Source organism: Marinobacter mangrovi (assembly GCF_016798325.1).
Lineage (GTDB): Bacteria > Pseudomonadota > Gammaproteobacteria > Pseudomonadales > Oleiphilaceae > Marinobacter_A > Marinobacter_A mangrovi.
The window spans coordinates 930,260-943,224 of sequence record NZ_JAERVO010000001.1 but is presented as its reverse complement, the minus strand read 5'-3'; the positions used below and the strand labels follow the sequence as shown (position 1 = coordinate 943,224).

Genomic DNA, 12,965 nt, shown 5'->3' with positions numbered 1-12,965 from the left:
GTGCCGTTCAGGCTGGCCGGTTCTATTTCTATTCAGTCACCCGGAACCGGCCCGTTGCCAGCACGTCGCCTTCATCGGTCACCGTCTTCACACGCCAGTCTCCCAGCATACTGCGATTGATGTTCTTGCTGCTCGACGCCCGCATCTGGTCGAGGTAGGAATCGATCGACACCCGGGCCACGCGCTGATCGCCCAGATACCAGTCGTGGTAGACCGTATGGCCCTTCAGCCCCTTGAGTTCGTTGAAGTAGTAAACCTTGATCAGGTCGTTGTCGCCCATGTGTACCAGCGACGGCAGCACCGTGGTGGGTTCGTGCCCGTCGACGGCCGGGGTCAGCTGCGCCCGCAGCAGGTGATCGGATTTGATGGTCACCTGGCTATTGCCATCGTCCGTCGGGGCGGCGGGTGCCGGTTCCTCGATCTTGAACGGGTCTGGCCCGGTATCGTCCGAAGGCGCCGGTGCCTGCGCGGGGTCGGCAATGACCGACGGCTCTTCCTGAGTGGTCGCTGCCCCGGCCTCTGTTTCCGGTACAGACGCCCCTTCGGCGGTCGTCGCCGTTTCGGTCTGGGTGTCTTCGGTATTCGGGGCGGCCGGCTCGGCCGATTCCGATGGTGTGTCGCCGGCTGGCGCATCGGTTTGCGGGGATTCCGTGTTCTTTGGCGTTTCCGGCAGACCGTTCATCTTTTCGTCCGCTGCCGCCTCTGGTTCAGTAGGCAAGGTTGGTTGGGGCGAGGCGGGCTCCCCGGTGACGACTTTACCCGCAGCGACCAGGCGCGATTGGTTGTCGGCCGAATCGGGTCCGCTGACCCAGGACCAGAGCAAAAAACCGAGAATGGCCAATACGATCACGCTGACCAGCACCACGCCGATAATGCGTCCCCAGTGATACACCACGACGTCCTGGCCCGATTCGTCGGACTGGCGGGTAGCAGCGCGAATGCGCAGGTTGTAGGCGGGCCTGTGGTCACTCATGGGTCTGGGCGGTCTCCGTAGAAAGCGAGTTGACCGCCTATTCTAGGCCGGGGATACATTTTGTAACAGATCGCAGACCGCGATAGACGCTATCCGACCGCGCTGTGGACGTTGGTTACCGGCCCCTGAGGCAGCGGGCGGGGCTGCCCGAGGCCGTCGGACCGCCGACATTAACGCCGCTATAAGGATTCGCAAGGCGGCCGCTTTCAGACAGGGCGCTTTCGTTCAATGCTGTTGGCGAAGGTGATGATCGCCTCCGCAAGCGGTTCCGGATTCTGCGGGTGTTGCGGATCATGTCGAACTCAACGTTCCGGGCTCGTAGATCGTCCGCCGACACCTCCTCGCCGATATAAAAACCCTCCTTCAAAGCTGACCGATTGGACAGGTTGGCATCCGGGGCGAGGTGAGATTGGTTTGGGGCTACCTTGGAGTGGGCTGGCCCGTTACCGGTGCGTATCGGATCGGAATGGCTCATTTCAGTGCATGGCCGAGGCGTCAGCGCGCTGAAATGCGGGTTTGACCACATCCACAATGTGGCACCTGGTTTGCATTCGCTAAATGCTGAATAGCTGGTCAGGATAATTTTCAGGTCGCCCATGCGATGCGTTGTAAAGCGTAACAGGCGTTTCTGGAAAGTTGGCCAGCTGGGCAGACAGCCGATCCGAAAGGTCGATCGGCGATCGATTTGAACACCACCAGGACAAACCCATGCCAGTAACACGCCAGGTTGGAACCGATCGCCCAGAAAGTGTGGGCGCCCAGTATAACTGGGGGCTCGGTTATCTGTTGCTGGCCTGCACCGCGCTGGGGTGGGGGTGCAACTTTCCGGTGATGAAACTGGGGCTGGCCCAGAGTCCGCCGCTGCTGTACACCGCCCTGCGCATGCTGCTCGGCGTCTCCACAATGCTGGTGATTGCCTACCTCACCGGCAACCTGCGCCTGCCGCACAAGCGCGACTGGCCGGTGGTGCTGTCCGTCGGCATCCTGCAGAACATGGGCTTTATTACCCTGGCGACACTGGGGCTTCAGTACCTGCCGGCGGGCCGAGCCGTCATTCTCGCCTATACCACGCCCATCTGGGTGGTACCGGCGGCGGCCCTGTTTCTGGGAGAGCGCCTGAACCTGTCGAAAGCCATCGGCGTCGGTTTAGGGCTGACCGGGCTGCTGACGATCATTAACCCGCTGTCGCTGGAGCTGGCGGACAGCGACGTCCTGACCGGCATCGCGCTGATTGTCTGTGCCACGCTGGTCTGGACCGCCGGTCTTATTCACGTCCGCCGCCACCGGTGGCACGGGGATGTGTTGTCGCTGATTCCCTGGCAGATCGGCATGTCCGTCACCGCGTTGGCGCCCATCGCCCTGTGGCTCGAAGACCCCGCCGACATTCAGTGGAGCCTGTCGTTTGGCCTGAACATCCTGTTCAGCGGCATGGTCGCCTCCGGGCTGTGTGTCGCGGCCCAGGTTGCGGCGATGCGCTCGCTTCCAGCCGTCAGCCTGTCACTGAATTCCGCGGCGGTCCCGGCTGTGGGCATCCTCGCGTCCTTCCTGATCCTTAACGAAATCCCGTCCGTCACGGACATCACCGGTTTCTTCCTGATTGCTGTGGCCATTGTCCTCGTGGGGCTGGCGGACTGGCGTCAGGCCCGGCTTGAGCGGCCCGCCATGCGTGAGCGGGCAAAGCCGCAAGACCCAACGATAACGAAAGCAACATAGACCGAAACGGAGAGTACCCATGATGATGAAATGTTCCCGAATGCTGTTGATGGCGGCCGCGCTGGGCACGAGCAGCCTGGCGGCGGCCGCTGACAAGGTGGTGTTCCAGTTGGATTGGCTGCCGGGTGGCGACAAGGCGCCGGTCTATGTGGGTATTCAGGAAGGCTACTTCGCCGATGCCGGGCTGGAAGTGAGTATCGCCAGCGGACGGGGTTCCACCGACGCGGTGACCAAGATGGCGACCGGCCAGTCCGACATCGGCAGTGCGGATATCGGCGCGCTGATGGCTGCCAAGGCGCAGGATGACGTGCCCGTCAGTGCCGTTTATCCGCTATTTACCCAGGCGCCGCATGCGTTTTTCGTACTCGAGAGTAGCGACATCCATAGCATCGGCGACATCAAGGGCAAGACCGTCGCCACCTCACCGTTTACGTCCTCAAACGCCTTCCTGCCCATCGTGCTGAAAGAAAACGGCCTGTCAGCGGACGACATCAAGCTGACCAAGACCGATCCCGGGGCGCTGGGGCCCATGCTGATGACGGGCAACACCGACGCCATCATCGCCTGGGTGACCAACGTGGCGCTGTTCCAGAGCCAGGCGGCCGATGCCGGCAAGGCCATCCGTGTATTGCCGTGGTCCGAAGCCGGGCTTGAACTCTACAGCTCCGCGATCCTGGCCAGCGACACGTTCCTGGAGAAGCGGCCGGAGGTGGCCAAGCGCTTCCTGAAAGCCTTCGCCAAGTCCGTGGCCTTCACCCGCGACAATCCGGAGAAAGCCGGCGAGGACCTGCACACCATGGTGCCGGAAGTGGATCCCGCCGTCGCCGCGGGCCAGATCCGCGACACCATGAAGCTGATCTTCAACGAGGCCACCGAGCAGGACGGCGTCGGCGTCTTCACGCCGGAGCGGATCGCCCAGACCTGGACCTATGTCGCGGAAGCGAACAATCTGCCGGCGTCGTCCCTGGACCCGGAAACCAGCGTCAAACGTGGCTTTGCCCCGGAGTCGAAGTGATATGACCCAGCAACACGAACGCGCGTTCGTGCGGATGGACGGCGTCGGGCATCGTTACGATCCCGCGCCGGACGCGCCCATGGCCGTGCAGGACATCAATCTGGAAATCCACCGTCACGAATTCGTGGCGGTGGTGGGCCCATCCGGCTGCGGTAAGTCGACCCTGCTGCGGATGGTCTCGGGACTGCTGATTCCCAGTCATGGCGAGGTGAGCGTTTTCGGTAAACAGGTGGACGGTCCGCGGGACGACGTGGGCATTGTCTTCCAGAAGCCGACGCTGTTGCCCTGGCTGAGCGTGCGTAAGAACGTCCTGTTCCCGCTGAAGCACAAATACGGCCGTTACAACCGGCAGGACGAAAAACGCGCCGACGAACTGCTGGCGATCGCCGGCCTGGAAACCTTTGGCGACAAGATGCCGGACGAACTGTCCGGCGGTATGCAGCAGCGGGTCGGGATCGTCCGGGCCCTGTTGCTCAACCCCGATATCCTGCTGATGGACGAGCCGTTCTCGGCGCTCGACGCCATGACCCGGGAGCAAATCGGCTTCGACCTGCTGAAGATCTGGAACGAGCAGCCCAAGACCGTGCTGTTCATCACGCACTCCATCTCCGAAGCGGTGTTGCTGGCGGACCGGGTGCTGGTGATGAGCAAGCGCCCGGGCACCGTGCTCGACCTGATCGACATTGACCTGCCACGACCGCGCAGCGCCGACACCATCAGGGAACCCCGTTTCAGCGAACTGACCGACCGGATAAGGAAGCACATCTATGAACCCGAAGCCGTCGCCTGATTCCAGACTGCAACAGCAGTTACTGCGGTTTGCGCCGGGCCTGTTCTTCGTCGGCCTGATCGTCCTGTGGGAAGCGGTCTGCCGCCTCGCGCAGCTGCCGACGTTCGTGCTGCCGGCACCATCCGCGATCTTTCACGCGTTCCTGAATGTGGAATTCAGTCGCTGGATGGAACACCTGTGGGCTACGTTGAGCGTGGCGCTGATGGGATTTGCGATCTCGATCGCCATCAGCATACCGCTGGCCATCGCCATGATGCGATCCGAGTTGCTGTCCCGCACGCTGTATCCGCTGCTGGTGGTGATCCAGTCGACTCCGGTCGTGGCCGTGGCGCCGCTGATCATCGTGCTGATGGGCTCGGACGACCCGTCGCGGGTGCTGATTACCTGTTTGCTGACGTTCTTCCCGCTGGTGGTGTCCACCGCAACGGGCATCAACGAAACGCCGGCGGAGCTGATCGAACTGAGCCGCTCACTGGACGCACCGATCCGCCGTGAAACCTGGCAGATCCGGATTCCCTACGCCATCCCGCACATCTTCAGCGGCCTCAAGGTGGCCATCACGCTGGCGATTATCGGTGCGGTGGTGGCCGAATTCGTGGCAGCGGAAGAGGGATTGGGGTACTTCATCCAGTTCTCGACGTCGTTCTTCAAGATTCCCCAGGCGTTTGCCGGCCTGTTCTTCCTGGCCTTTATCAGCCTGATCCTGTTCAAGTCAGTACAGTGGGTGCAACAGATCTTCTTCGGCTGGAGTCTCCCGAAAAAGAAATAAGCCTCGCTAAGTTCATATGCATCATAAAGATAGGAATACATTTTAACGTGGAATATAACGACACCGATCTCGAATTCCTGCGCTCGGCCATCGCGCTCTCGGAAGCCATTGCAAAAGAGGGTGTACACCCGTTTACCGCGATTCTGGTGGGGCCGGACAACGACGTGCTGATGGAGCAGGTGAATGCGTTCCTGCCGGACCAGGACATGACCGGCCACGCGGAACGGGTGCTGATGACGCGCGCCAGCAAAGCCTATCGCCCGGATTTCCTGGGCCAATGCACCATGTACGTCTCGGCGGAACCCTGTGCGATGTGTGCGGGAGCGGCTTATTGGGCCGGACTGGGGCGCGTGGTTTACGGCGTCAGCGAAAAGCAGCTGAAATCGATCACCGGCAACCACCCGGAAAACCCGACGCTGGATTTACCGTGTCGGACCGTGTTTGAGGCCGGTCAACGGGAAGTGATCGTGATTGGGCCGCTACTCGAGGACGAGGCGGCGCAGGTGCATCAGGACTTCTGGAACCGCCATTGAGGTCACCGAGCCGCCGGAGTCAGGGCGACTTTGCCGGATATCAGCTCAAACCGGCCTGCTGGATCGCCATATAGCAGGCCGTGCCCGCAATAATCGAGAGCAGGGCGTTGCGGCGCCACAGGTGCAGCCCCACCACAATCAGACTGGGTACCAGCGCATCCGCTCCCAGCACCGGCGCCGACCAGTGGCCCGAGCGCAGCAGGAAAATCACCACCAGCAGGGACATGACCGCCGCCGGCAGGAATCGGCCCAGATGCTGGATCAGCGGATGCTCGCTGTGTCTCGAGAAAAAGGCGAAGGGAATCACTCGTGTGGCAAACGTCGCAAGCGTTCCGACGGCGATAAAGGCCAGGAGGTAGGTCATATCATCCATGGCTGCGCTCCTGTGAGCCTGTGGTTTCGGCCGGGCGATGGAAACGATAGTGCGTCAGCAGCGTCAGGGTGGCGAGGACCACCGCGCCGATCAGCTGCTGATCCGCGGGAAGCAGGGCCAGGCTCAGGCCCGCCGCGGCCGCACCGATCCAGATCGGCAGCATTTGCCCCAGCACCTTGTACTGCTCGATGGTCAACACGATGAACAGCGCCACCAGCGCGAATTCGATGCCGGTGCTGTCGAAACTCACCGCGCGTCCCGACCAGGCGCCCAGCGTCGAGCCGATCACCCAGTAAGACTGGTTGTACAGGGTGATCAGCACGTCCCGACGCTGCTCGGCCGCGGTATCGCCCGTCCGGTCGCGGCTGGTCAGCAGGGAATAGGTCTCGTCCGTCAGGCCGAAAATCAGGTAGCCCTTGCGCCAGCGCGCGCCCCGGAAGCGGCCGAGTAAAGACAGGCCGTAAAACAGGTGGCGGGCGTTGAGGACAAACAGGGCCACAAACACTTCCAGCAGACCGGCATGGGCGGCCAGCAGGCTCACGGCGAGAATCTGGCCGGCTCCGGCGTAGATGGCCAGGGACATCAGGGTGGCGCCCCACCAGGGGTAGTCGAGCTGGGTCACGAACAGCACGCCAAAGGCCATGCCCAACGGAATGTAGCCAAACAGGATGGGAAGCGTGAGTTTGAAAACGGAACGATCTGTCACCGGACAATGCCTTCTATAAAACCGGGCGCCGATAGTAAATGAATCGGACTGTTCTGGTAAGGTACAGTCCACGCCGGATCTGTACCGTTCCGCTCCCTTTTCAACCCCGCCACCAGAGGCACGCTTCGCCATGACTGACGACACCGAGAAATCCCCGGAAGCCGATCCCCGGCAGGAGCCTTTCATCGTGGACACCGAACTGCTGTCGGACGACCAGCTTGAAGGCCTGGTCGAGGAGTACTGCACCCGCTATCACGGCGTTAACGACACGGAATCACCGATGGCTGAAAAGGCCCGGGTCATGACAGCGGTCAAGCAGGGGGATCTGGTGGTGTGGTTCAATCCTGTCGAGAACACCGCCGGACTGGGCCCGAAACAGGGCAATGGCCCCGGGTCCGCTATGCGGAATTAGTTGGTTTGACGGGTATCCCGCAAGCCCCTTAGACGATACAATTCTGCGAGGAGCCGCCAAAAGGCTCCAGTTCGGCATACGGCCACGTCCGGTCAGCGGGGCGCGGTAACAGCCAACCGGTTTGGCTCATCAAGAATAGCGAATAAAGTGCGGGGTGGATTTTGATCAGGGTCCTGGTTGTAGACGACCACGAGCTGGTTCGATCAGGCATCACGCGGATGCTGGCAGATAACACGGATATCGAGGTGATTGGTCAGGCCGCGTCCGGTGAGGAGGCCGTCGACTTCGTCCGCAAGGATGTCCCCGATATTGTGTTGATGGACATCCGGATGCCCGGCATCGGCGGACTGGAAGCCACACGGCGAATCCTGCGTATCGAAGACTCGGTGCGCGTGATTGTGGTGACTGCCTGCGCCGACGATCCCTACCCAACCCGGGTCATGCAGGCCGGCGCGTCCGCCTACATCACCAAAAGCGCCGATATCAAGGAGATGGTCCGAGCCATCCGCATGGCACACACCGGCCAGCGTTACATCAGCCCGGAAATCGCCCAGAAAATGGCGCTCAAGCAGCTGGGCGGCGACAGCCCGGACGACGACAAGCTGTCCATCTTCGACAAGCTGTCCGAGCGCGAACTGCAAATCGCCATGATGGTGGTGGATTGCCAGAAAGTGCAGGACATCTCCGACAAGCTCTGCCTCAGCCCCAAAACGGTCAACAGCTACCGTTATCGCATATTCGAGAAGCTGGATATTTCCAGCGATGTGGAGCTTGCCCTGATGGCCGTCAGACTCGGGTTGCTTGATGCCGACAAAGTCTGACACGGCCCACGAATTCGACAGCAAGACCTTTCTCAAGCGACTCACCGAACGTCCCGGCGTCTACCGGATGCTGGATACGGCCGGTGAGGTGCTGTACGTCGGTAAGGCCCGTAACCTCAAGAACCGCGTCAGCAGCTACTTCCGCAAGAGCGGGCTGTCCGCCAAGACAGAGGCCCTGGTCAGCCGTATCGCCCAGGTCGAGGTGACCATCACCGGCAGCGAAACCGAGGCCTTGCTGCTGGAACAGAACCTCATCAAGTCCCTGCGGCCGCCGTATAACATCCTGCTCCGGGACGACAAGTCCTATCCCTACATCTATCTCTCGGGCCACGACAAATACCCCTCGCTGACGTTCCGCCGGGGTCGCACCCGGCGCGCCAAGGGCAGCTGGTTCGGGCCGTATCCCAGCTCTGGCGCGGTGCGCGAAAGCCTTAATGTGCTGCAGAAGATATTCCGCATAAGAAACTGTTCTGACAGTTATTTCAATAACCGGTCGCGCCCGTGCCTGCAGTACCAGATCAACCGCTGCACGGCACCGTGCGTGGGCTATATCTCGCCCGAGGACTACGCCGACGACATCCGCCACGCCACCATGTTCCTGGAGGGCAAGAACCCGGCCATCCTCGACGACCTGATGCAGTCCATGGAAACCGCCAGTCAGGCCCTGGAGTTCGAGAAAGCAGCCATCTATCGCGACCAGGTGAACCACCTGCGTCACGTCCAGGAGCAGCAGTCCATCGAAGCCAGCGGCGGCGATGCCGATGTGATCGCCATGGCGCAGGACGCGGGCGTGGTGTGCGTCGTGGTGATTCTCGTAAGGGGCGGGCGCGTACTCGGCACCAAGGATTATTTCCCCCGGTTCTCGCTGGAGCAATCCGACGCCGAACTGCTGAGCGCCTTCCTGGGGCAGTTCTATTTCGGCGGCGATGCCCAGCGCGAGTTTCCTCGCGAGGTGCTGGTGCCGGTGGATGTCGAGGAGCAGGACGTCCTGTCGCAGGCGCTCACGGAAGCGGCCGGACGCGAGGTACGCATTCGCAAGAATGTTCGCGGCGAACGCCGGCGCTGGCTGGACCTGGCCGCCACCAACGCCCAGCAGACCCTGCTGACGCACCTGGCCAGCAAGGAAACGGTCTATCGCCGTCTGCTGGCGTTGCGGGACCTGCTTGAGCTCAAGGAAACGCCGTCGCGCATGGAATGCTTTGATATCAGCCACAGTCACGGCGAGAATACGGTGGCGTCCTGCGTGGTGTTCGACGAAAACGGGCCGCTCAAGAGCGACTACCGCCTGTACAACATCGAGGGCGTGACCGGGGGTGACGACTACGGTGCCATGCGCCAGGTCCTGACGCGGCGCTACACCCGCATCAAGTCCGGCGAGGGCAAACGGCCGGATCTGGTGTTTGTCGATGGCGGGAAAGGGCAGCTCAATGTGGCCCGGGATGTGTTCGAACAACTGGGTCTTTCGGACATTACGCTGATCGGCGTGGCCAAAGGCGTCACCCGTAAAGCCGGCATGGAACAATTGATCGATGCCTTGACGGACGCCACGTTCCGGGTACCCTCCGATTCACCGGCGTTGCATCTGATCCAGCACATTCGCGACGAATCGCACCGGTTTGCCATCACCGGCCACCGCGCACGGCGGGACAAGAAGCGCCGGCAGTCGACGCTGGAAGGCATCGAGGGCGTGGGTGCGAAACGCCGGCGGGAGCTGATCCGTTATTTCGGTGGCATCCAGGAGATCAAGAAGGCCAGTGTCACGGAGATTGCCAAAGTCCGGGGCATCAGCCGCGGGCTGGCCGAATCGATTTACGCAGCACTTCACAACGAGTAGGGCGAATGAATCTACCCAACATACTGACGGTGTCGCGGATTGTGATGATCCCGGTCTTCGTCGTGATCTTTTATCTGCCATTCGAGTGGCACTTCCTGACCAGCGCGGCCATTTTCGCCCTGGCCGGCGCCACCGACTGGCTCGATGGCTACCTGGCCCGGCGCCTGAACCAGAGCACGCCGTTTGGTGCTTTCCTCGATCCGGTCGCCGACAAGTTGATGGTAGCCATCGCGCTGACGGTTCTGGTGGACGAGCACCATTCCATGTTGATGACGATCCCCGCAAGCATCATCATCGGCCGCGAGATCGTGATCTCGGCCTTACGGGAATGGATGGCGGAAATGGGCAAACGCGCCAGCGTGGCGGTGTCCTACATTGGCAAGATCAAGACCACCGCCCAGATGGTGTCCATCATCATGCTGCTGGCGTTCCCGATCGGCACGGTAGGCGCCATTCTCGGCAAGGTGCTGCTGTACGTCGCCGCGATCCTGACCCTGTGGTCCATGTACCTTTACCTGAAGGCGGCCTGGCCGGATCTGTTCCCCAAAGCAGGGGAGTAAAAGGTTCTGTTTAAAGAATAATCAATCAGTTAGGGTGAACGGCTGAATCAAAAAAAGGGTTGACACCCCGGGCTGATCCATTAATATATGCGCCACTTCAGCGATGACAGCGATTCATTGCAACGAAGTAGGGCGGGAATAGCTCAGTTGGTAGAGCACAACCTTGCCAAGGTTGGGGTCGCGAGTTCGAATCTCGTTTCCCGCTCCAATTTCTCTCCGGTTCCGCCGGTTGGAAATCACAATCCAAGTCTCTCAATGCCTCCTGAGAGCAAAAGCCCGTTTCCAAGGCTTTCCCCGGCGCGGTGGCAGAGTGGTTATGCAGCGGACTGCAACTCCGTGTACGCCGGTTCGATTCCGACCCGCGCCTCCAATTTTCTCTATACCCTTCAGTCATGTACATGCCTCGTTAATTTCGCACTTTGTCGATGCGAAAATATGTTGAAAAACCTGCATTTATATACTGTTAACTAAGGGTCTCAAGCTTAACCTCCTAAGTTGTTTCTTTAATAGGTTCTCTCTACCAGTCATTCAGGTCACATGCGTGTACCCACCGACGACTGCTTCACTCATGAGCTATTCTCTTGGAAATTCAGCAGCCTTTGTCGAATTGCATCTACAAAGTAGTCGTGAGTTTTCTGATATATCTTTAAGATATTCATATGTTTCAGGCGGACATGTAGCATTCGCTAATGCAGTTGTGTGGCGGCCGGGAGTTTGTGATGAAAGGTAGCTGTCCGTTTTGCGCAGTCACTCAAAACTTGGAACCTCTGTCTTTGCCATACAATGAATTGGCTCATATCCGCCTGGATGGCTTTCCGGTTGCCCAGGGCCACTTGCTGATCGTACCGAATCGCCATGCCGTCGATTGGTTTGATCTTACCGCTGCTGAACAACAAGCCATCATGGAGCTGGTCGAGCAAGGCAAGCAGTGGCTTGAAGAGCGTTACCAACCCGATGGCTACAATATTGGTATGAATTGTGGAACGGCGGCAGGGCAGACGGTTTTGCACATGCATTGTCACCTGATTCCGAGATATGCGGGCGACCAGCAAGATCCTCGTGGCGGCGTGCGATGGGTCATCCCTGAGAAGGCCGATTACTGGAGTGGTCGGTGAGTTTGCTTGATTACGAGAAGCGTTTTTCAACGCTTCGAGTGAACAGCGGCGGCGCTAATAAGAGCCCGCACAAAGTGGCCATGCTGCAGGCTGTTATCGATCTGGTTGAATCAGGTGAGGTCACGAATAATCGTTTCTGTTTTAACGATACTCTTAAGCTCCGTTTCACCGAGCGTTTTCAGGCACTGGCTTCGCCTTCGGATCGGAACAATCCCCACCTACCGTTCTTCCATCTTCGGAGCGAAGGGTTTTGGCATCTAAAAGTCAGACCAGGTCAGCAAGCCCAATATCAACAACTGACAACGGCAACATCGCAGGGCGTCATCGATGCCTGCATCGATCATGCGTTTCTGGATGACGAGCTGTTCGAACTGCTGGGTAACCGAATTGCCCGCGAGCTTTTGAGATCAGCGCTGCTGATGAGCCTTGATGAGAAATTGATTCGTGACCTTATTCAACCACAACGCGGCGGCTGGGACTGGCTTGAGTGTGAGTTTCTGGTCAATGATTACGTGACGATGCTGGAGAAACACCTCGTTGGTGCGGCATACAGCAAAGCGGCACACCGCAGGGCGTTGCAGCCGCGCTTGAATAATCGCTCCGACGGATCGATCGAATACAAACACCAGAATGTCAGTGCTGTTTTATTGGAGTTGGGGCTGCCCTACATCCCCGGCTATAAACCGGCTTTCAACTATCAGCAACAGCTCAAACAAGTCGTTTTATCTTATCTTGCCGGCCATCAGAATGTGATTGATGAAGTAAACCTCGTTGCCGACAAGGTCGCCGATGAGCCGGAATATTATGATCGCGGCTGGGATGCGGTGTTCGATCCAGAACCGCCAGAGCGCATTCCACATGTGGCCGACAGCAAGCCTAGCTATCTGGCGAAACGTATTGATTTCTCGGAACGTGAGCGCCGAAATCGCCAGTTGGGAGAGAGGGCTGAGAAATTCGTTCTTCGAATGGAAAAGCAGCGTCTTATCGCAGAAGGTCGGCCCGACTTAGCCGCAGACGTCGAATGGTCTAGTGAAAAACGGGGCGATGGGTTGGGGTATGACATTCGTTCTTTTGATGCTTCCTGTGATCAAGAGCGCTTTTTGGAGGTTAAGGCGACGAACTCAGGGAAGTATTTGCCGTTTTTTATTAGCGAGAACGAGCGGGCATTTTCCAATGACTTTTCAGATGCATTCCGCCTATATCGAGTTTACGAATTCACAACAGCTCCGAAGTTTTTCATCTTGCCTGGCGCAATTGAACAGCATGTGCAGTTGTTGCCCCAGAACTACCGAGCGCGGTTTTAACGTCAGGCTAGTTGACCCCTTAAATGCTCCCAGCGCTGCATGATGAA

The 12,965-nt window shown here is 59.4% G+C and carries 14 protein-coding genes and 2 tRNA genes; 13 read left to right on the top strand and 3 right to left on the bottom strand.

All coding sequences use genetic code 11. The features are described from left to right. Positions 1 to 28 precede the first annotated feature (28 nt). Positions 29 to 973 (bottom strand): DUF2914 domain-containing protein, encoded by a 945-nt coding sequence (locus tag JL474_RS04180; RefSeq protein WP_203141029.1) that lies wholly within the window; start codon positions 971 to 973, stop codon positions 29 to 31. Positions 974 to 1,681: 708 nt separating this feature from the next. On the opposite strand from JL474_RS04180, the gene JL474_RS04175 reads away from it, so the two are divergent. Genes JL474_RS04175 through JL474_RS04155 form a run of 5 tightly spaced genes read left to right on the top strand, consistent with a single transcriptional unit; the run spans position 1,682 to position 5,793 of the window. After that, on the top strand, positions 1,682 to 2,686 hold the full coding sequence (locus tag JL474_RS04175) for a DMT family transporter (RefSeq protein ID WP_203141028.1): 1,005 nt from the start codon (positions 1,682 to 1,684) through the stop codon (positions 2,684 to 2,686). 19 nt (positions 2,687 to 2,705) lie between these two features. After that, entirely contained in the window at positions 2,706 to 3,701 is a 996-nt protein-coding gene (locus tag JL474_RS04170; RefSeq protein ID WP_236011976.1) for an ABC transporter substrate-binding protein, read from the top strand. Between the two features lie 34 nt (positions 3,702 to 3,735). After that, positions 3,736 to 4,491: an ABC transporter ATP-binding protein gene (locus JL474_RS04165; RefSeq protein WP_328797783.1), complete on the top strand. Its 756-nt coding sequence runs from the start codon at positions 3,736 to 3,738 to the stop codon at positions 4,489 to 4,491. Beyond that, positions 4,469 to 5,260 (top strand): ABC transporter permease, encoded by a 792-nt coding sequence (locus JL474_RS04160; RefSeq protein ID WP_203141026.1) that lies wholly within the window; start codon positions 4,469 to 4,471, stop codon positions 5,258 to 5,260. Before JL474_RS04165 ends, JL474_RS04160 begins: the two co-directional genes overlap by 23 nt. Positions 5,261 to 5,307: 47 nt before the next feature. Next, a complete protein-coding gene (locus JL474_RS04155; protein ID WP_203141025.1) occupies positions 5,308 to 5,793 on the top strand; it encodes a nucleoside deaminase in 486 nt (161 codons plus the stop codon). 40 nt (positions 5,794 to 5,833) lie between these two features. Here the strand turns inward: JL474_RS04155 and JL474_RS04150 are convergent, their stop codons facing one another. Further along, on the bottom strand, positions 5,834 to 6,166 hold the full coding sequence (locus JL474_RS04150) for a branched-chain amino acid transporter permease (RefSeq protein ID WP_123634466.1): 333 nt from the start codon (positions 6,164 to 6,166) through the stop codon (positions 5,834 to 5,836). Next, positions 6,159 to 6,872, bottom strand: coding sequence for an AzlC family ABC transporter permease (locus JL474_RS04145; RefSeq protein WP_328797773.1), 714 nt, complete (start codon positions 6,870 to 6,872; stop codon positions 6,159 to 6,161). Before JL474_RS04145 ends, JL474_RS04150 begins: the two co-directional genes overlap by 8 nt. 130 nt (positions 6,873 to 7,002) lie before the next feature. On the opposite strand from JL474_RS04145, the gene JL474_RS04140 reads away from it, so the two are divergent. The 8 genes from JL474_RS04140 to JL474_RS04105 all read left to right on the top strand — a co-directional run bounded on the left by JL474_RS04140 (position 7,003) and on the right by JL474_RS04105 (position 12,918). Then, positions 7,003 to 7,284 (top strand): hypothetical protein, encoded by a 282-nt coding sequence (locus JL474_RS04140; RefSeq protein ID WP_123634468.1) that lies wholly within the window; start codon positions 7,003 to 7,005, stop codon positions 7,282 to 7,284. Between the two features lie 161 nt (positions 7,285 to 7,445). Further along, positions 7,446 to 8,105 carry a UvrY/SirA/GacA family response regulator transcription factor gene (gene uvrY / locus JL474_RS04135; protein ID WP_123634469.1) on the top strand — a complete coding sequence of 220 codons (660 nt, stop codon included), beginning with the start codon at positions 7,446 to 7,448 and terminating at the stop codon, positions 8,103 to 8,105. Next, positions 8,089 to 9,939 (top strand): excinuclease ABC subunit UvrC, encoded by a 1,851-nt coding sequence (uvrC, locus tag JL474_RS04130; protein ID WP_203141023.1) that lies wholly within the window; start codon positions 8,089 to 8,091, stop codon positions 9,937 to 9,939. The genes uvrY and uvrC overlap by 17 nt, the downstream gene beginning before the upstream one ends. 5 nt (positions 9,940 to 9,944) lie before the next feature. Beyond that, the gene (gene pgsA / locus JL474_RS04125; RefSeq protein WP_123634471.1) at positions 9,945 to 10,499 is read left to right on the top strand and encodes a CDP-diacylglycerol--glycerol-3-phosphate 3-phosphatidyltransferase; all 555 of its coding nucleotides are present in this window, start codon (positions 9,945 to 9,947) and stop codon (positions 10,497 to 10,499) included. Between the two features lie 132 nt (positions 10,500 to 10,631). Beyond that, positions 10,632 to 10,707, top strand: a tRNA-Gly gene (locus JL474_RS04120). An 88-nt stretch (positions 10,708 to 10,795) separates the two neighbouring features. Further along, positions 10,796 to 10,869 (top strand) — tRNA-Cys (locus tag JL474_RS04115). A gap of 349 nt (positions 10,870 to 11,218) precedes the next feature. Further along, positions 11,219 to 11,614: an HIT family protein gene (locus tag JL474_RS04110; protein WP_203141022.1), complete on the top strand. Its 396-nt coding sequence runs from the start codon at positions 11,219 to 11,221 to the stop codon at positions 11,612 to 11,614. Continuing rightward, complete coding sequence (locus tag JL474_RS04105) at positions 11,611 to 12,918, top strand: DUF3883 domain-containing protein (RefSeq protein WP_203141021.1); 1,308 nt, start codon at positions 11,611 to 11,613, stop codon at positions 12,916 to 12,918. The genes JL474_RS04110 and JL474_RS04105 overlap by 4 nt, the downstream gene beginning before the upstream one ends. Positions 12,919 to 12,965: the final 47 nt, after the last annotated feature.